The 18,850-nt window shown below is 67.3% G+C and carries 19 protein-coding genes; 8 read left to right on the top strand and 11 right to left on the bottom strand.

Going from position 1 to position 18,850, the window contains the following annotated elements; all coding sequences use genetic code 11:
* Positions 1–45: 45 nt before the first annotated feature.
* On the bottom strand, positions 46–1,923 hold the full coding sequence (gene dxs, locus AC59JP_RS04960; RefSeq protein ID WP_497324501.1) for a 1-deoxy-D-xylulose-5-phosphate synthase: 1,878 nt from the start codon (positions 1,921–1,923) through the stop codon (positions 46–48).
* Between the two features lie 107 nt (positions 1,924–2,030).
* Between dxs and glsA the strand changes: the two genes are divergently transcribed.
* Entirely contained in the window at positions 2,031–3,842 is a 1,812-nt protein-coding gene (gene glsA / locus AC59JP_RS04955) for a glutaminase A (protein ID WP_497324500.1), read from the top strand.
* Here glsA and AC59JP_RS04950 read toward each other — a convergent pair.
* The 4 genes from AC59JP_RS04950 to AC59JP_RS04935 all read right to left on the bottom strand — a co-directional run bounded on the left by AC59JP_RS04950 (position 3,826) and on the right by AC59JP_RS04935 (position 8,892).
* A complete protein-coding gene (locus AC59JP_RS04950) occupies positions 3,826–4,572 on the bottom strand; it encodes an anti-sigma factor (protein WP_497324499.1) in 747 nt (248 codons plus the stop codon). The two genes, glsA and AC59JP_RS04950, sit on opposite strands and share 17 nt — an antisense overlap.
* Positions 4,565–5,323 (bottom strand): sigma-70 family RNA polymerase sigma factor, encoded by a 759-nt coding sequence (locus AC59JP_RS04945; protein WP_497324498.1) that lies wholly within the window; start codon positions 5,321–5,323, stop codon positions 4,565–4,567. The genes AC59JP_RS04950 and AC59JP_RS04945 overlap by 8 nt, the downstream gene beginning before the upstream one ends.
* A 303-nt stretch (positions 5,324–5,626) precedes the next feature.
* Positions 5,627–6,898, bottom strand: a complete 1,272-nt coding sequence (locus AC59JP_RS04940) for a class I SAM-dependent RNA methyltransferase (RefSeq protein ID WP_497324497.1) — start codon at positions 6,896–6,898, stop codon at positions 5,627–5,629.
* A complete protein-coding gene (locus AC59JP_RS04935) occupies positions 6,895–8,892 on the bottom strand; it encodes an APC family permease (protein WP_497324496.1) in 1,998 nt (665 codons plus the stop codon). The genes AC59JP_RS04940 and AC59JP_RS04935 overlap by 4 nt, the downstream gene beginning before the upstream one ends.
* 131 nt (positions 8,893–9,023) lie before the next feature.
* Here AC59JP_RS04935 and AC59JP_RS04930 point away from each other — a divergent pair, with 131 nt between their 5' ends.
* On the top strand, positions 9,024–9,689 hold the full coding sequence (locus tag AC59JP_RS04930) for a potassium channel family protein (protein WP_497324495.1): 666 nt from the start codon (positions 9,024–9,026) through the stop codon (positions 9,687–9,689).
* 34 nt (positions 9,690–9,723) lie between these two features.
* Positions 9,724–10,389 carry a potassium channel family protein gene (locus AC59JP_RS04925; RefSeq protein ID WP_497324494.1) on the top strand — a complete coding sequence of 222 codons (666 nt, stop codon included), beginning with the start codon at positions 9,724–9,726 and terminating at the stop codon, positions 10,387–10,389.
* On the opposite strand, the gene AC59JP_RS04920 is transcribed toward AC59JP_RS04925, so the two are convergent.
* Positions 10,376–10,960 carry a DUF3159 domain-containing protein gene (locus AC59JP_RS04920; RefSeq protein ID WP_497324878.1) on the bottom strand — a complete coding sequence of 195 codons (585 nt, stop codon included), beginning with the start codon at positions 10,958–10,960 and terminating at the stop codon, positions 10,376–10,378. The genes AC59JP_RS04925 and AC59JP_RS04920 overlap by 14 nt on opposite strands.
* 56 nt (positions 10,961–11,016) lie before the next feature.
* The gene (locus tag AC59JP_RS04915; protein WP_497324493.1) at positions 11,017–11,403 is read right to left on the bottom strand and encodes an OB-fold nucleic acid binding domain-containing protein; all 387 of its coding nucleotides are present in this window, start codon (positions 11,401–11,403) and stop codon (positions 11,017–11,019) included.
* Positions 11,404–11,498: 95 nt separating this feature from the next.
* Here AC59JP_RS04915 and AC59JP_RS04910 point away from each other — a divergent pair, with 95 nt between their 5' ends.
* Positions 11,499–12,236, top strand: coding sequence for an alpha/beta fold hydrolase (locus AC59JP_RS04910; protein ID WP_497324492.1), 738 nt, complete (start codon positions 11,499–11,501; stop codon positions 12,234–12,236).
* On the opposite strand, the gene AC59JP_RS04905 is transcribed toward AC59JP_RS04910, so the two are convergent.
* A complete protein-coding gene (locus tag AC59JP_RS04905) occupies positions 12,213–12,995 on the bottom strand; it encodes a DUF3710 domain-containing protein (RefSeq protein ID WP_497324491.1) in 783 nt (260 codons plus the stop codon). The genes AC59JP_RS04910 and AC59JP_RS04905 overlap by 24 nt on opposite strands.
* Before the next feature lie 2 nt (positions 12,996–12,997).
* The gene (dut, locus tag AC59JP_RS04900) at positions 12,998–13,489 is read right to left on the bottom strand and encodes a dUTP diphosphatase (protein WP_497324490.1); all 492 of its coding nucleotides are present in this window, start codon (positions 13,487–13,489) and stop codon (positions 12,998–13,000) included.
* 72 nt (positions 13,490–13,561) lie between these two features.
* Between dut and AC59JP_RS04895 the strand changes: the two genes are divergently transcribed.
* A complete protein-coding gene (locus tag AC59JP_RS04895; RefSeq protein ID WP_497324877.1) occupies positions 13,562–14,017 on the top strand; it encodes a DUF3093 domain-containing protein in 456 nt (151 codons plus the stop codon).
* 21 nt (positions 14,018–14,038) lie between these two features.
* Here the strand turns inward: AC59JP_RS04895 and AC59JP_RS04890 are convergent, their stop codons facing one another.
* On the bottom strand, positions 14,039–14,341 hold the full coding sequence (locus AC59JP_RS04890; protein WP_497324489.1) for a DUF4193 domain-containing protein: 303 nt from the start codon (positions 14,339–14,341) through the stop codon (positions 14,039–14,041).
* Positions 14,342–14,842: 501 nt separating this feature from the next.
* Here AC59JP_RS04890 and cei point away from each other — a divergent pair.
* Complete coding sequence (cei, locus tag AC59JP_RS04885) at positions 14,843–15,526, top strand: envelope integrity protein Cei (protein ID WP_497324876.1); 684 nt, start codon at positions 14,843–14,845, stop codon at positions 15,524–15,526.
* 3 nt (positions 15,527–15,529) lie between these two features.
* Here cei and AC59JP_RS04880 read toward each other — a convergent pair whose 3' ends face one another.
* Complete coding sequence (locus tag AC59JP_RS04880) at positions 15,530–16,426, bottom strand: inositol monophosphatase family protein (RefSeq protein WP_497324488.1); 897 nt, start codon at positions 16,424–16,426, stop codon at positions 15,530–15,532.
* 104 nt (positions 16,427–16,530) lie between these two features.
* Here AC59JP_RS04880 and ppgK point away from each other — a divergent pair, with 104 nt between their 5' ends.
* Complete coding sequence (gene ppgK, locus AC59JP_RS04875; RefSeq protein WP_497324487.1) at positions 16,531–17,340, top strand: polyphosphate--glucose phosphotransferase; 810 nt, start codon at positions 16,531–16,533, stop codon at positions 17,338–17,340.
* A 165-nt stretch (positions 17,341–17,505) separates the two neighbouring features.
* Positions 17,506–18,825 (top strand): RNA polymerase sigma factor, encoded by a 1,320-nt coding sequence (locus AC59JP_RS04870; protein ID WP_497324486.1) that lies wholly within the window; start codon positions 17,506–17,508, stop codon positions 18,823–18,825.
* Positions 18,826–18,850: the final 25 nt, after the last annotated feature.

Genomic DNA, 18,850 nt, shown 5'->3' with positions numbered 1-18,850 from the left:
AGCGGGCCCCTTCCGAGGAAGGGGCCCGCTGTCGTCGATCTGCGTCTAGTTCTCGCCGACCCATCCGAGGATGCGGCGTGCGATGTCGGCCGGGGTGAGTTCGAGCTCGGAATGGATGCTCTCGCGACTGGCGTGATCGAGGAAGCGCTGGGGCACACCGAGATCGCGGCAGGGAACATCGAGCCCCGCGCCGCGCATCGTGGCGGACACCGAGGATCCGATGCCGCCGTGCAGTCCGCTGTCCTCGAGCGTGACGACCAGTCGATACTCCTCGGCGAGCTTGATCAAGGACTCCGGGACCGGCAGCACCCACCGGGGATCCACCACCGTCGCCGAGACACCCCGTGCACGAAGCGCTTCCGCGGTCGAGAGGGCCATCGCGGCGAACGATCCGATCGAGACGATGAGCACGTCTCGCGACGACTCCGGAGCCTCGAGCAGCACGTCGAGAACCCCGTCCAGGCGGTGGACGGCCGTGATGTCTTCGCTCACAGCGCCTTTGGGGAACCGGATTGCCGTGGGGCCGTCCGACACCGCCAGCGCCTCGCCGAGTTCCTCGCGCAGGGTGGCGCCGTCACGCGGCGCGGCGACGCGCATCCCCGGAACGATGCCGAGCAGCGACATGTCCCACATACCGTTGTGGCTCGCGCCGTCCGAGCCGGTGACACCGGCGCGGTCGAGCACGACCGTGACCGGAAGCTTCAGCAGTGCCACGTCCATCAGCAACTGGTCGAACGCTCGATTGAGAAACGTCGAGTAGACGGCGACCACGGGATGCAGACCGCCCAGCGCCATGCCGGCCGCCGAGGTCATGGCGTGCTGCTCGGCGATGCCCACGTCGAACATCCGGCCCGGGTACGCCTCGCCGAACGCTGCCAGACCGGTGGGTCCGGCCATCGCTGCGGTGATGGCCACGACGTCGTCGCGGGTCTTCGCGCGCTCGATCAACTCGGCGGAGAACACCGAGGTCCAGTCGGGCTTGGACTTGGACTTCGCCAGTCCCGTGAGGGGGTCGATGATGCCGGTGGAGTGCATCTGGTCGGCCACGTCGTTCTCGGCGTACGAGTACCCCATGCCCTTGCGCGTGACCGCGTGGACGATCACGGGGCCGCCGTAGCTCTTGGCCCGCCGCAGCGCGGATTCGAGGGCTCGCTCGTCGTGACCGTCGACGGGTCCGAGGTACTTGATCCCGAGGTCGGTGAACATGACCTGCGGGCTGACGGCGTCCTTGAGGCCTGCCTTCATGCCGTGCAGCATCAGGTAGGCGGGTTTCCCGACGACCGGCATGCGCTTGACGAAACGGCGGCCGGTGTCGAGAACGCGCTCGTAGCCCGGCTGCAAGCGCAGTGCCGCGAGGTGGTCCGCCAATCCGCCGATGGTGGGTGAGTACGACCGGCCGTTGTCGTTGACGACGATGACCAGCGACCGGTCCTTCCCGGCGGCGATGTTGTTCAGAGCCTCCCAACACATACCGCCGGTCAGTGCGCCGTCACCGACCACCGCGACGACATGCCGCTGCTGGCCGGTGAGTTCGAAGGCCTTCGCCAACCCGTCGGCGTAGGAAAGCGACGCGGACGCGTGGGACGACTCGACCCAGTCGTGCTCGCTCTCGGCGCGGGAGGGATAACCGGACAGGCCGCCCTCCTTGCGCAGCGACTCGAACAGGTCGACGCGACCGGTCACCATCTTGTGGACGTAGGCCTGGTGACCGGTGTCCCAGATGACGGGGTCGGTGGGCGAGTCGAAGACGCGGTGGATCGCGAGGGTCAGCTCGACGACGCCGAGATTGGGTCCGAGATGGCCACCTGTGGCCGACACCTTCTCGACGAGAAAAGCTCTGATCTCCGCCGCCAGCTCGGACAGCTCCGACTGGTCGAGCTCACGCAGATCGCCAGGCGTCCGAATGCGGTGAAGTACACCCACCGAGATCGCTCCCTCCAGATTCGACCAACCGCAACATTCGGTGGTCAGGTTGTCCAAGTCTACGTGCCACTCGAAACTAGGGTTACCTCCATGATCGGGTTCCAGACATGAACGTGGTGAACGACATGCTGCGGCAGGTTCACTCACAATTCGTAGCCGACACGTCCGGGAGCGTGGCCGATTACATCCCCGAACTGGCCGCCGTCGACCCCGACTCGTTCGGCATCGTGGTGGCGACCGCGGACGGATACGTCTACGAGGTCGGCGACACTGCGACCGAGTTCACGATCCAGTCCGTGTCGAAGCCGTTCACCTACGCCCTCGCACTCGCCGACAACGGCGAGGACGCGGTGGGCGCCAAGATCGACGTCGAACCGTCTGGCGAGCCGTTCAACGAGATCAGTCTCGACCCGGTCACCGAACGGCCACGCAACCCGATGATCAACGCGGGCGCGATCACCTCGGTGTCGTTGGTGCACGGGCGATCTCACGAGGACAGGTTCGACCGCATTCGCGACACCTACTCGCGGTACGCCGGCAGGAACCTGACGATGAACGAGCAGGTGTACCGATCCGAAGCGCGCACCGGACATCGCAACCGGGCAATCGGACACATGCTGCGCTCGTTCGACATCGTCGACACCGATCCGGACGACGTGGTGGACCTGTACTTCCGGCAGTGCTCCATCGACGTCACCTGCCGCGATCTCGGAGTGATGGCCGCGACGATGGCGAACAACGGCGTCAACCCGATCACCCGCACCCGCGTCGCCGCGCCCGCGCTCGTCGAGCGAGTCCTGAGCGTCATGACGACCTGCGGCATGTACGACGGAGCCGGTGACTGGGTGGCACGCGTCGGCCTGCCCGCCAAGAGCGGAGTGGGCGGATCCATCCTCGCGGTTCTGCCCGGTCAGCTCGGCATCGCGGTGTACTCGCCCCGGCTCGATCCGCACGGCAACAGCGTGCGCGGAGTCCTGGCGTGCCGCGAGCTCTCCCGCCGGCTCGAACTTCACTTCCTGCACGTCGGACGAGCGGCACGCTCGGCGGTCCGAGCCGATTACACCCTCGCGGACGCACCGTCACGGCGGCGGCGCAGCGCCAGTGAGCAGACCACTCTGGAGGAGAAGGCGCCCGGAGCGCGCATCCTCGAGCTGCACGGAGACATGCTCTTCTCGGCGGCGGAAAGCGTCGTCCGCGCACTCGGCACCTCGGGCCCGGACCTGGATGCGGTGATCCTCGACATGCGCCGTGTCGACGACGTCAGCGACGTCGCCCGCACCATGCTCGACGACATGATGGCGTCCCTGCGATCGGACGGGTGTGCCACCGCGCTCGTCGACCCGAACGGCTCCCTCGGCCACACGACGTCGTCCATCTCCGGCGGGCAGGGCGAGCGGGTGTTCACCACCGTCGACGCCGCCAGCCAATGGGCCGAGGAACTGGTGCTGGATCGGTGGTGCACCGGGCCGAGGCAGCCGGCACGGGTCACGCTCGGCACCCACCCCGTCCTCGAGGCCATCGACGTCGATCACCGAGACGTGGTGCGGAACGCATTCGAGCTACGACATCACGGGCGCGGCGACGTGATCGCAGCGCCGGGCGACGACGCGATCGGCTTGGCGCTGATCCTCGAGGGCCGTGTCGTGATCGGCGCACCCGACCCTGCCGGTCGCACGGTGGCGGTGTCCACACTCGGGCCAGGCATGTCGTTCGGCGAGATGCCGATGATGCAACGCTCGCAGTTTCTCGTGGAAGTGCGCGCCGCGGCGCCCGTCACCCTCGCACTGATGACCATGGACCGCTTCGATGCGCTGACGAAGCAGGACCCGTCGGCCAAACTCGACCTGCTCGAGACGTTGCTGACGAGCGCCTACACGCAGGCCGAGTCGATCATTCGCTCGCTCAGGCGTCCAGTGTGACCGCGGCGATCGGGGTGGTCGTCGGCGCCGGCGAACCCCCGTCGGGTTCGACCGACACCGCGAAGGTGCCTGCCTGACCGAGACCGGTGATCAGGGTCGGCGCGTCCGGGTTCGCCGCGTCGGGTGGCACGAGGCCGACCGACCGTGGAGCGGACTCGCCCTCGATCAGCCACAGCTCGAAAACGCGATCGGGACCGGGCGAGGCCAGGCCGTCGAACGTGACGACCGCGGCGTTCGCGGTGCGTGACCACTTGACCGTCGCCGTTCCTCCGCCGGTGACCTCCGCAGTCGAGGTCCGGACGTCGTTCGCCGCCAGCACCTGCGATGTCGGAGCGTCGGATCGGTTGTCGCCCAGCTGGGTGGAGACGACCGTTCCGCCGACACCGACCACCACCACGGCAGCAGCCGCCGCGGCGACGACACGCCACCGGGACGAGCGTCGGGCACGGTGCTCGGCGAGCGAGGAGACCGAGCCGGACTCCTGCTTCGCATCGCCGATCGCGTCGAGAATGCGGTCGCGCAGTTGCGGGGGCGGCGTCACGGCCGTTGCGGACGACGTGACCGCCAGCGTCTCCCGCGTGTCGCGGACCACAGCGTCGAAGCTCGCACGCACGTCTGCGTCGGCGCCGCGCAGGGTTGCCTCGATGTCCGCGCGCTCGGCGTCGTCCATCGCGTCGAAGGCGTAGGGGTACGCCAGGTCTGCCAGGTCCGCGTAGCGGTCGTCAGTCATCTCGGTTCACCCCCAGACACGTCTTGAGTTTGATCAATCCATCTCGTATTCGGGACTTGACGGTCGGAACGGCGACTCCGAGACGCTCGGCCACCTCGCGGTAGGTCCAGCCGCTGTAGTACGCCATCTGCACGGACTCGCGCTGCGTGGCGGTCAGTGTGTCGAGGCACCGCACGACGGCCTCGGATTCGAGGGTCTGCGTGACCGATTCCAGCACTTCGTCGTGCGCCGGGCTGTGCGTCGAGGATCCGTAGAGCGCTTCGCGATCGGTGCCGGACTGTTCGGACCGCACTCGATCCACCGCACGTCGGTGCGCGAGAGTCATCATCCAGGCCAGCGGTGAGCCCTGCGCCGGGTCGTAGCGCTCGGCGGTCTTCCAGATCTGCAGGAACACCTCCTGCGTCGTTTCCTCGCTGAACCCGGGATCACGCAGGACGCGCAGAACCATGCCGTAGACACGCGCCGAGGTGAGGTCGTAGAGCTGAGAGAACGCGGTGCGGTCGCTTCGACCGGTGGCGAGCAGCAGCGTGCGCAGTTGATCGGTTTCCGCGATGCGCTGGGCCGCCGCACCGGTCTCGGGAACCGGGCACGTCGGATCGGGCGCCGAGTCGGGCACAGCAGTCGGCTCGTCCGCGCGGTGACGACCCACGTCGGTACCGGCCGCCTGGTCCCAGTTGTCGGTGCTCACCGGGAGAACCTCCCGCAGAGACCGGTCGTGATCACGTTCATCGACCATGAGAGTAGTGCTCATCTGCGCAACACCTGCACACCTCCACCATTTGGGGGCGTTGTCGCACGTGGACCGTCCCGTCGATCAGTGTGTCAGCCCGCTAGCGGTGGGGGTAACCGTCTCTGCGCCCGTTTTGCGGTAGTTCGGTAAGGGTTGATTCGTACAAGACCCTTACCGGAAGCTGGCGTTCATGACATCGACGATCAGCTGCCTGCACTCCTGGACCACCGAATCCACCCACCGCACCAGCGAGGGAACCGTCACGTACGAACGCTGCTCGTGCGGAGCGCGGCGGGTTCAGCAGCGAGGGGAGATCGTGCACGACTACCGCGTGAACAGTCCGATCACCTCGACGTGGTGGGTCAACGGGAACGCGTCGAACGCTCGGAGGTCGGTCAGCCGGTAGCCGGCCTCCTCGAAGAGTCCGGCGTCACGCGCGAACGCAGCGGGGTCGCACCCGATGTGGACGACGGTGCTCGCACCGGCCGACGAGACGCCACCGACGACGTCGCGCCCGGCTCCCGACCGAGGTGGATCCAGCACCACCACGGACGGGTCCGGCGGCAGTCGGTCGAACATCCGCTCTACCCTTCCCGAATACAGCGACACCTGCGGCAGATCGGCCAGCGCGACGCGGCCGTCGCCGACCGCCTGCCGCGAGAACTCCGCGCCGACCACCGAGCCCTGCTCCCCCACCTGATCTGCCAGGACGGACGCGAACACACCCACCCCGCAGTAGAGGTCCCACACCGTCGCGCCCGGCGCCGCACCGGCCCAGGCCCGCACGACGTCGCTGTATCGCTCGGCGGCGCCGGTGTGGGCCTGCCAGAAACCGGTCGCGTCCAGTTCGAACGTGCGCGAACCCACTCGCTCGACGGGCCGACCCGTTCCCTCGAGAACACGGTGGCGCTTCGGGCCGGACGCACCGGCCCGGCGTGCTGCGGCGCCGCGGCGACCGCGGTCGGTGCGTGCGGTGCGGCTCCCGGACCCCGGCGCCGACGCCTCGACGACGTGCCGCGCGCCGGTCGAATCGACCACTACGTGCAGTTCCGAATCCGGACGCCACGCCGTGTCGCCCAGACCCACGTACAGCCCCGGTACGACCTGGGGACAGCGGAGGTCGGTGACGAGACGCGAGCTGCGGAAGCGATGGAAACCGGCGTGCCCGGACTCGTCGACCGCGAGTCGCACGCGGCTGCGCCATCCGGTGCCGTCGTCGCTACCGGGCAACGCCTCTACCGTCACCTCACGGTCGATCTTGGCAATCCGCGCCAGCTGCTCGCGGACCACCGTGGACTTGATGGCCCGGAGCGCGTCGGGAGTGACGTGTGAGAAGTCGCAGCATCCGGATCCGCCCGGTCCCGAGATAGGGCAGCGCGGCGACATGCGATCCGGTGATGGATCGAGCACCTCGACGGCGTCCGCGCGGCAGAACGACTTGCCGGGGTCTTCGGTGACGCGGGCCAGAACCAGTTCTCCGGGAAGGGTGTGGCGAACGAACACGACGCGGCCGTCGCGGCGTCCGACACAGAATCCGCCGTGCGCCGGACCTTCGACTCGAATCTCGAAGGTCTCCCCGAACCAGCTGACGCTCACCTGCCGGTGGGCGGTTCGTAGCCGCGACGCGACGACCCGGGCGCGTTCTCGATCCGCTCTCGTTTGGCACGTTCCGACGAATTGAGTTGCCACGGCACGCTGGTCACCATGACGCCCGGCTGGAACAGCAAGCGGCTCTTGAGCCGCAGCGCGCTCTGGTTGTGCAGGATCTGCTCCCACCAGTGACCCACGACGTACTCGGGGATGAACACGGTGACGACGTCGCGCGGTGAGTCTCGGCGCACGCGCTTGACGTAGTCGAGCACCGGCTTGGTGATCTCTCGGTAGGGAGACTCCACGACCTTCAGTGGCACGGAGACATCCGAATTCTCCCACTCCCGCACCAGCTTTCGGGTGTCGGGCTCGTCCACGTTGACCGTGACCGCTTCGAGGGTGTCGGGCCGACTTGCCCGCGCGTACGCGAGCGCCCGCTGCGTCGGACCGTGCAACTTCGACACCAACACGATCGAATGCGTCCGGCTGGGCAGAACGCCGTCCCACTCGAAGTCCTCGAGTTCGGACGTCACCGAGTCGTAGTGCTTGCGAATCAACTTCATCAACCCGAAGATCGCGACCATCGCCACGATGGCGATCCACGCTCCTGCCGCGAACTTGGTGATCAGCACGATCACCAGCACGGTGGCCGTCATGGCCAGGCCGATGCTGTTGACGACGCGCGAGCGCATCATCTGGCGCCGCACCGCCGGGTCGGTCTCCGTCTTCAGATGCCGCGTCCAGTGCCGGATCATTCCGGTCTGGCTGAGGGTGAAGGAGACGAACACGCCGACGATGTAGAGCTGGATCAGCTTGGTGACCTCGGCGCCGAACATCACGACGAAGAAGATCGCGGCCGCGGAGAGAAACAGAATGCCGTTGCTGAACGCGAGACGATCGCCGCGCGTGTGGAACTGACGCGGCAGGAAGCGGTCCTGCGCGAGGATCGAGCCGAGCACCGGAAAGCCGTTGAAGGCGGTGTTCGCGGCTAGCACGAGGATGAGCGCCGTGACGATGGTGATGAAGTAGAACCCGATCGGGAAGCCGGAGAACACCGCGTCCGCGAGCTGTGCGATCAGCGTCTTCTGCTGGTACCCCTCGGGCGCGCCGATGAGCTGCGTCTCCGGCTCCGCCGCGTACTTCACGCCGATCTTCTCGGCGAGCACGATGATGCCCATCAACAAAGTGATACCGATGGTGCCGAGCAGCAGCAGGGTCGTGGCCGCGTTCCGCGACTTGGGTTTGCGGAACGCCGGCACTCCGTTCGAGATGGCCTCGACTCCCGTGAGCGCCGCGCACCCGGACGAGAACGCACGCGCGACCAGGAACGCGAACGCGATGCCGTAGAGGTGACTGTCGTCCTGCGTCAGCTCGAAGCTCGACGACTCGGCGGACACGTCGTCGCCCAGGACGAACACCTGGACCAGTCCCCAGATCAGCATCACGAACATGCCGATCATGAACGCATAGGTGGGGATGGCGAACGCCGTGCCCGACTCCCGCACACCGCGCAGATTGATGGACGTGATCAGCGCGATCGCCGCAACGGCGAACAGCACCTTGTGCTCGGCGACGAACGGCACCGCCGACCCGATGTTGGAGGCAGCAGCCGAGATGGACACGGCGACGGTCAGGACGTAGTCGACCAACAGCGCGCTGCCCACGGTGAGGCCCGCGGTCGGCCCGAGATTGGTCGTGGCGACCTCGTAGTCGCCGCCCCCCGACGGGTAGGCGTGGACGTTCTGGCGGTAGCTGGCCACGACGACGGCCATGACGACCGCCACCGCCAGTCCGATCCAGATGCTGAAGGAGTAGGCGCTGATCCCGGCGACCGAGAGCACGAGAAAGATCTCCTCGGGCGCATACGCGACGGAGGACATGGCATCGGACGCGAACACCGGGAGGGCGATCCGCTTGGGCAGGAGCGTATGTCCGAGCGTGTCGCTACGGAACGGTCTACCCAGCAGCAGCCTCTTGGTGGCCGTCGAAAGCTTGGACACAGAGGGAAGCGTAAGGCGTGGCAGCGCGCTCGGCGTGGTGCGGGTACGCCCGGCCGGTTTCGCGGTCTCCGTCGACGGTTGTACCGTTCTGACTCGGAAGCACACTCGCACTTGCCCCGATCGGAGCAGCGTTGTACGTAGTCGTCATGGGGTGTGGCCGCGTCGGGTCGTCCCTCGCCGCAGCACTCGTCCGGGTCGGGCACGAGGTTGCCGTGATCGACCGCGATCACACGGCCTTCCTCCGACTGGGACCGAACTTCCCCGGACTCACGGTGGTGGGGATGGGATTCGACCGGCAGGTGCTCATCGACGCCGGGATCGAGAAGGCCGACGCATTGGCCGCGGTCTCCTCCGGTGACAACTCGAACATCATCTCCGCCCGAGTCGCACGGGAGACGTTCGGTGTCGACCGCGTCGTCGCCCGCATCTACGACGCCAAGCGCGCCGCCGTGTACGAACGGCTGGGCATTCCCACGGTCGCCACGGTGCCGTGGACCACGGATCGCTTCCTGCACAACCTGATTCACGACACCGAGCCCACCAAGTGGCGCGACCCGTCGGGCAACGTGGCCGTCGCGCAACTGCATCTGCACGACGGGTGGTTCGGCAAGGGTGTGGGAACGCTGGAATCCGCCACCAACACCCGCGTGGCGTTCATGATCCGCTTCGGCAACGGCGTTCTTCCCACCCGCAAGACGGTTCTGCAGTCCGGCGACGAGGTGTGGGTCGCGGCCGTCGACGGAACCGTCGCCGAAGCCTTTGCCGCAGCGGGCAACCCACCCCCCGAGGACAGCTGATGACCGACTTCGCTTCTCCGACAGGTGGATCTCGATGAGGGTTGCAATCGCCGGCGCCGGCGCGGTGGGTCGATCCATCGCCCGCGAGCTGCTGCGCAGCAAACACCACGTGCTGCTGATCGAACGCAAGCTCGACCACGTCGACCCCGAGGCTGTCGCCGACGCGGAATGGCTCCTGGCCGACGCGTGCGAACTCGTCACGCTCGAAGGTGCGGAGATGCACACCTACGACGTGGTGATCGCGGCGACGGGTGACGACAAAGCAAACCTGGTCCTGAGCCTGCTCGCGAAAACCGAGTTCGGCGTGAACCGCGTCGTGGCGCGCGTCAACGACCCGCGCAACGAATGGTTGTTCGACAGCTCTTGGGGTGTCGACGTCGCCGTGTCGACACCGCGGATGCTGGCCTCGCTCGTGGAGGAGGCGGTGTCGGTCGGCGACCTGGTACGTCTGATGACACTGCGTCAGGGGCAGGCGAACCTGGTGGAGATCACGCTTCCCGCTGACACCCCGCTCGCGGGCAAGGCTGTTCGCAAGGTGGATCTGCCTCGCGACGCAGCGCTCGTGACGATTCTGCGCGGCGGGCGGGTGATCGTTCCCGAGAAGGACGACCCGATCGAGGGCGGCGACGAGTTGCTTTTCGTCACGACCGTCGACGTGGAGGATCAGTTGCGCGAGGCGCTCGGGCTCACGGCTCGCTGACCGGTTTCGGCGTCAGCGCGTCGGCTCTACGCACCGCCCAGAACGTCACGAGGAAGGCCAGCGCAGCCAGGGGCCAGCCCATGCCGATGCGGGCGACCGCGAGCCAGCCGGTGCGGTCCGCGTCGTATAGCTGCGACTGGACGATGTAACGAGCAGCGAACACGAGAACCCAAGCCGCCGTGGCGATGTCGTACGCCCGCATGGCGCCGCGCACGCGTCGCCACTGCGTTCCGCCGCCGTTCAGGACACCCCATACGATGCCGACCAGCGGCCGCCGAACGAGTATCGACACCAGGAACACTCCGGCGTACAGCAGCGAGGTATAGATGCCGAACAGGAAGAACCCCTTGGCGTCCCCGGTGCGGTGTGCGATGAACGCGCAGACCCCGACACCCAGGAAACCCGAGATCGCGGGCTGAATTGGATTGCGACCGATCAAGCGCCACACCAGAATTGCCGCCGCGATGCCGAGCGCCGACCAGATGGCCACGGTCAGCCCGAAGATCGAGTTCAGCGGAACGAAGGCGATGATCGGCAACGACGAGTAGACGAGGCCGCTGACGCCGCCCATCTGTTCGAGAACCGTCTCCGGCCGCTCCTTGCGCGCGACCGACGGCGTGTCTTCGGTCAAGAGAGCTCGGAATCCTCGTGAAGTTCGTAATACGGGTTGTAGACGATCTTGCGGCCGTCCCGTTCGCCGATGCGGCCCCGGATCAGCACCGTCTTGCCGGGCTCGATGCCGGCGATGCGGCGACGGCCGATCCACACCACCGTGATGGTGTCGGTGCCGTCGAACAGTTCGGCCTCGATGTTGGCGTTTGCCGCCTTGGAACACGCTTCGACGCTGCGCAACCGGCCGAGGACGGTGACTTCCTCGCCGCGCGTGCAATCGCACGCTCGTTGCGCCCCGGACGCCTGTGACGACTCGGCCATGTCCTCGGCATCGAGCTGATCGATGTCGGCGGTCAGCTTGCGGGTCATGCGGCGGAAATATCCTGCGGCAGCGGGTGCCATGGTGCGCTCCTGTTGATTCGGACAAGTGTCCCCGACTGTAGACCTCCCGGGACCCGACAACCACATCAGTCGCACCCGCGGTGCAGGATCGTTCGATGCCCCTGTTCGACACGCCCAGAACTGTGATTCTTCTCCCCGGCACCGGGTCGGATGCACGGTTCGTCGAGGACGCCTTCGCCACTGCCGTCGCCCACGCCGGGAGCACTCTGACCGCAGTGCGACCGGAACCGGCCGCCCTGGTGGCCGGGTATCTACGAGCGCTCGACCGCGCGGCCGAGGAGGCCGCGTCACCCATCGTGGTCGGCGGCGTGTCGATCGGCGGCGCGGTGGCTCTGGACTGGGCCACGCAGAACCCGGAGAAGGTCGCGGGCGCCCTGGTGGCGCTTCCCGCATGGACGGGCGACGGCGCCGACGCTCCCGCCGCGGCGAGCGCACGCGCAACAGCCGACGTCCTGCGCTCGGTGGGATTGGACGCCACGATCGAATCCATGACCGCGTCGTCCCCTCCGTGGCTCGCAGAGATGCTGTCGCGGTCGTGGCGAGAGCAATGGCCCGATCTGCCCACCGCCCTCGACGACGCCGCACGCCACGCGTCACCGTCGGTGCAGGCGCTGCGTACGGTTCGAATTCCGGTCGGAATCGTAGCCGCGGTCGACGACCCGGTTCATCCCGAAGACGTGGCCCGGCTGTGGGCACAGGAAATTTCCGTCGCCGCCCTGACCACACTCACCCTCGATCGACTCGGCGCCGACCCGTCGCTCCTCGGCCGACTCTGCGTCGAGGCCCTCGTCGAAGCCGACGAGCGGGGATCAGCCCAGCTGCTGCATTGCTGACCCCGACGCGCCGCGACGCGGCTGGGGCGTCTGGGCCTGAGGTGTCTGGGTCTGAGGTGTCTCGGCCTGCGGCGCGGGGCCCTGGGGTGCGGGTTGCGGGGCAGCCTGCGCCTGCGCAACCTGCTGCTGATGTGCTGCGGCCAGCTGCTCGGCGAGCGCCTGCGGCAACGTGATCGGAAGCGGGGTGCGCACCGGATGCGGCTCGGTCCCTCGGTCGACGACGGTGCCGCGGATCACGGTGCGAATTTGCTCGGCCAGCGGCGAATCGGCGCCGACGGTTCCGATCGGGCCCGTCGCGACTCCGCGAATCATCCAGCGATACCCGTCCACGCCGACGAACCGCAGATCGCCGTTGGCGGTCGACGCCAGGACCTCACGACCCCACGGGCCGGACTCGATGCTCACCGACGCGCTGTCCGTGCGCAGGGCGTCCGCGAGCTCGGACGCGACGTCGCGCCACTGCCCCGGCGACTTGGGGGCGGCGAAGGCCGCGATGGTGATGCGGCCGTGCTGCGTCATGAGGTGAACGGCCTGCGGCGCGCCGGCCGGTGTCATCTCGACCTGCAGTTGACCGCCGTCCGGAACCGGCACCAGCACGGATCCGAGGTCCAGCCGACCTTGCTGCAGGGTCTCGCGGTCCTCCCCCAGATCGGAGATCTCGAAGGGTCCGTCACCGGTCGCACCGGTCTCGTCGGCGACGCCCTCGTCCCGGTCGTCGTCTACCGGCGCACTCTCGTTCTTGTTGCGTCGTCCGAACATGTTCAGCTCTCTTTCTCGCCCGCTGCGACGGACCGCAGAAGTGCGTGGCCGCCGCTCGAGCCGTATCCGCCGCTGCCGCGGGTGGTTTCGTCGAGTGACTCGACCTCCACAAAGTCCACCAGCTCGACCCGTTGGACGAGGAGCTGCGCGATCCGATCGCCTCGGCGTAGTTCGATGGGTGTGCGCAGGTCGTGATTGATCAGACACACCTTGATCTCGCCGCGGTACCCCGCGTCGACGGTCCCCGGCGTGTTGACCACGGACAGACCGGTCTTGGCCGCCAGCCCGGACCGCGGATGAATCAGTCCGACCGTGCCCACGGGCAGTGCGATTGCAATTCCGGTCCCGACCATTACTCGCTCGCCCGGTGCGATGGTGACGTCCGCAGTCGTGGTCAAGTCCACACCGGCGTCACCGCCGTGAGCGCGAGTGGGCATCGGCACACCCGGATCGAGTCGCGTGATCGCGATGGGGGGTAGGTCACTCACGTGCACCGAGATTACTCGGCTGCATCTACTGTGGATGACGTGACCGACGGATCCCTGGCTGCAACCCCCACGACCCGCGTGGTGTACTCCGAACGGCTGTGGGTGCCGATCTGGTACTGGGTGGCCGCGGTCGGAGTCGCCGGCCTGCTCTCGGCCGAGGTGCACATGGGCTCGCCCGGCATCATCACCTGGCTGCCGTACGTCGTTCTGGTGCCGCTCGCGGTCTGGGGCGTCATGCACCTCAGTCGCACACGCGTCGAGATCACGGACGGACCCGACGGACGCGTCCTGCACGCGGGCAAGGCCCACCTGCCGGTATCCGTGATCGCCCGCGTTGCCGTGGTCCCCCCGAGCGCAAAAAGTGCGGCGCTGGGAAGGCAGCTCGATCCTGCTGCCTTCGTTCAACACCGCACCTGGGTGAAGCCGATGGTGATCGTCGTTCTCGACGACCCCGAAGACCCCACCCCTTACTGGCTGGTGAGTTCCCGCCATCCGGAGAAGGTGGCGGAAGCCCTCGTTCCTGCTACTTCGTGACTCTCGTGCCGCCGGTCGATCTCACGCGGCACAGTCGCGGCACACCAGGACGCCGCCGTTGTCCTCGGCGAGGCGCGAGCGGTGGTGCACCAGGAAGCAGCTCGAGCACGTGAACTCGTCGGCCTGCTTCGGCACGACCCGCACCGACAGTTCTTCGCCCGACAGGTCGGCGCCCGGCAGTTCGAACGACTCCGCCGTGTCCGTCTCGTCGACGTCGACCACTGCGGACTGAGCCTCGTTGCGCCGGGCCTTCAGCTCTTCGAGCGAATCCTCGGATACGTCATCTGTTTCCGTACGCCGTGGGGCGTCGTAATCGGTTGCCATGTTTCCCCTTCACCTTCCTGCACAGGCCACGCGCACACGCGCGCGGCCCTCTGTCGATCGTCTCGCTGGGGAGTTTCGTTCTGACTCGTCGCCGACCATTTTTCGATCCGACTTCTCTCGTCGTCCACCTATTCGCAGCCGAGGCCGACACGGATGATCCGACGGTCGAGCCCACACACGGTTGCCCGAATTCTTGCCCGCCGAACCTTCGTTCGACCCGGCGTCGAAAACGAATACTGCCCGGTCGACACCGTTTCTCGACTCGCCGGGCCGCCAGACGATAGCCGATCGCGGTCCGGAAGTGGTAACCGGGCCGAATCGGCGTGTCGAATGCGGTCCGACACACGCCCCAACGCCGGCCGCATCCCGAATGTTCCGCGCGTCCGCCTGCCCATCACAGGCACCACGCGGCGGTGCGGAACTAGAGTGACCTCCGACAGTCGCCGATCACCCGAGAACGGGGACGGCGGCATCGCCGGACACGAAGGGCATTTCAGCACCGTGGTTTCTTTGATTACCGAGGGTCGGTCCACCGACCGCAACGGCAACCCCTTCCGTCGTCGCCGAGCGCTCCCGATCGTGGCGGTACTCGCGGTGTTGGCCGTTCTGGGCGCCGTCGTCTGGATCAAGGTGTTCACCACCACGGAGGCAACCACCGCGGCCGTGTCCTGCAACCCACCCCAGCCGTCGTCGGATCCGAACGCCCCGGCTCCGGCTCCACTCGGAACCGAGGTGGATCCCGAGTCGCTCCAGGACGTACAGCCCGCGCCCCTCTCCGCGACGCGGGTCCGGGTGTTCAACGCGAACGGCCAGGGCGGGCAGGCCGCGCACATCGCCGCTCAGCTCAGCGACTTCGGTTTCGCGAGCGCTCCGGACGTCCAGGTCGGAAACGACCCCGTGTACGTCGACCAGAACCTCCAGTGCCAGGGACAGATCCGGTTCGGTGAGAACGGACGCGCCGCCGCGGAGACCGTCGCTCTCGTGGCACCGTGCTCCGAGCTGATCCAGGACACCCGCGCCGACGACACCGTCGATCTGGCTCTCGGGACCTACGCGCTGGCCGATCTGCAACCGAATCCCGATGCACAGGAAGTGCTGCGCTCGCTCGCGGACACCCCGCAGGGCGCCCAGCCTGCTCCGCTCGACCTCGACCTGCTCAAGGCAGCGCGGGTGTCGCGCTGCTGATCGTCACGGAATCGGGGCGAGCCCACCGATCTCGTTCAGCACGGTGCGAAACTCGTCCGCTATGCCCGGCGCGCACGCCACGGTGACTGCGCCGTCCCGACTGCGGGACGAGGCGGACGGCACGATGACGACAGCGCCCGCCTCGGCTGCGATCAGGCTGCCCGCTGCCCAGTCCCACGGACTGAGTCCGTGCTCGAAGTGTGCGTCGACCAGACCGGCCGCCACCATGCACAGATCCAGTGCGGCAGAACCGATTCGGCGGACGTCGCGGACGCGGGGAAGCAGCTCGCACACCAGGCGACCCTGTTCCCGCCGGCGAGCCGGGTCGTATCCGAACCCGGTAGCCATCAGCGCCATGGCCAGATCGTCGACCGGGTTGGCGCGCAACGGCTTCCACGTCTGTCCGTCGTCACACACGTGCGCACCCCCACCGAGGTGTGCGGCGTAGGTCCGTCGACCGACGACGTCGACGACGGCGCCCGCGACGGACGTTCCGCCGACCTGCGCGGCCACGGAGACCGAGTACACCGGAATGCCGTAGAGAAAGTTGACCGTGCCGTCGATGGGGTCGACGATCCACCGCACGCCGTCCGGCGGCGCGTCGTCGCCGCCCTCCTCCTCACCGAGTACGGCGTCGCCGGGGCGCAAGCGCACCAACGTGGTTCGCACCAGATTCTCGGTCTCGGTGTCGACGACGGTCACCGGATCGGTCGGCGTCGACTTGGACCGGACAGCGTCGTCGTGCGCACCGGACTCGGCGAACACCTCCGGTCGCCGACGGCGCACGAGCTCGCTCGCTTCCTCGGCGACGGCGACGGCGACACGCCGAAGAACGGCCGCTTCGAGGGACGAGGAGTCGAAGTCTCTTGTTGCGGAAGGAGGTCTCGTCACATCCATCATCCTCGTCCATCGGCGACGGCTATGCGAACGAACTAGTGTGGGCGCGAGTCGGATCACCCCAGACTCGGCCAACCAAGGTACTTGCACTCTTCGAAGGGGACCCCATGACGGAAGCAGTCTCGTCGCCCGGCTCGATCTCGATCTCGAACGCGTCCGCCGACGTGGCCGGAACACAGGGATTCGGAGTCGACATCGGTGGTAGCGGAGTCAAAGGCGGCATCGTCGACCTGACCACCGGTGATCTGATCGGCGAGCGCTTCAAGATCGAGACTCCGCAGCCGTCCACGCCCGAAGCGGTTGCCGACACGGTGAAGAAGATCGTCGATCACTTCGAGTGGACCGGCCCGGTCGGCATCACACTCCCCTGCGTCGTGACCGGAAACGTGGCGCGCACCGCAGCGAACGTCGACAAGGGATGGATCGGCACCGACGCCGGAAAGCTGTTCGGCGAACTTCTCGAACGTGACGTGACCGTCCTGAACGACGCCGACGCGGCCGGACTCGCCGAGGACAAGTTCGGCGGCGGCAAGAACACCAAGGGCGTGGTCATCCTCCTCACCTTCGGCACCGGAATCGGCTCGGCGATCCTCCAGAACGGGGTGTTGCTGCCGAACACCGAACTCGGTCACATGGAGGTCGACGGCAAGGAGGCCGAGCACCGGGCCGCGTCGTCGGTGAAGGAGAACAAGGACATGTCCTACAAGGAATGGTCGAAGGAGGTCTCGCGAGTTCTGACCCGTATCGAGGACCTCTTCTGGCCCGACCTGTTCATCGCGGGCGGCGGAATCAGCCGCAAGGCGGACAAGTGGATCCCCCATCTGACCAACCGGACGCCGGTCGAGGCGGCAACCCTGCTCAACACGGCCGGGATCGTCGGCGCCGCTCTGGCAGCCCAATCCGGCCTCGCACCATGACATGAGCGGCAGTGCGCGCCGGTTCCTGGCGCTGCGGTGGGTTCACGCGGCCGAATCATCGTTACAATAGAGTCCGCCCGGCTTCGGGCATGAAAACCGACTGACCTCTCCGCCGGAAGAACACTCTGGCGTGACGCCGCACGACACCGTCACGAAAGGGCGTACGTGGCAGCCACCGATACCCGTCAAACCGTAGACCGCGAGACCGACAGCAGCGAGATCGTCGGTACCGTCACGGAGACTTCGGCCCCCGCCAAGAAGGCGCCCGCCAAGAAGGCTCCGGCTCGCAAGGCCGCAGCCAAGAAGGCAGCGCCCAAGAAGGCAGCGCCGGCCGCCGCGCCATCGGAGGAACCGTCCGAGGACGGCCCCACCGACATCGCCGATCTCGACGTTCCGGAAGCCGAACTCGGCACCGACGTCGTCGAGGTCGTTGCCGTCGGTGACGAGGTCGAGGACGAAGCCACCACCGAGCCGACCGCCGAGGACAAGGCGTCGGGCGATTTCGTCTGGGACGAAGAGGAGTCCGAGGCGCTGCGTCAGGCGCGCAAGGACGCCGAGCTCACCGCGTCGGCCGACTCCGTCCGTGCCTACCTCAAGCAGATCGGCAAGGTCGCACTCCTCAACGCCGAGGAGGAAGTCGAGCTCGCCAAGCGCATCGAGGCCGGTCTCTACGCGACTCAGATCATGGCCGAGCACGCCGACAAGGGCGAGAAGCTGCCCGTGGCTCAGCGCCGCGACATGAACTGGATCTGCCGCGACGGAAACCGCGCCAAGAACCACCTCCTCGAGGCCAACCTTCGCCTCGTGGTGTCGTTGGCCAAGCGCTACACCGGCCGCGGCATGGCGTTCCTGGACCTGATCCAGGAGGGCAACCTCGGCCTCATTCGTGCCGTCGAGAAGTTCGACTACACCAAGGGCTACAAGTTCTCGACCTACGCCACCTGGTGGATCCGTCAGGCCATCACGCGCGCGATGGCCGATCAGGCTCGCACGATCCGTATTCCGGTCCACATGGTCGAGGTCATCAACAAGCTCGGCCGCATCCAGCGCGAACTCCTCCAGGATCTGGGCCGTGAGCCCACGCCCGAGGAACTGGCGAAGGAAATGGACATCACGCCGGAGAAGGTGCTGGAGATCCAGCAGTACGCCCGCGAGCCCATTTCGCTGGATCAGACCATCGGTGACGAGGGCGACAGTCAGCTCGGTGACTTCATCGAGGATTCCGAAGCCGTCGTGGCGGTGGACGCCGTGTCGTTCACCCTTCTCCAGGATCAGCTGCAGTCCGTGCTCGAGACGCTCTCCGAGCGCGAGGCCGGCGTGGTGCGCCTGCGCTTCGGCCTCACCGACGGCCAGCCGCGCACGCTCGACGAGATCGGTCAGGTCTACGGGGTGACGCGTGAGCGCATCCGTCAGATCGAGTCGAAGACGATGTCGAAGCTGCGCCACCCCAGCCGCTCGCAGGTTCTGCGCGACTACCTGGACTGATCTGGATCGATCGCACCACCGAACG

It is taken from the genome of Rhodococcus sp. 320_ES, assembly GCF_059691855.1.
Note: the sequence above shows the minus strand (reverse complement) of the source record. Positions and strands in the feature narration are given on the sequence as shown.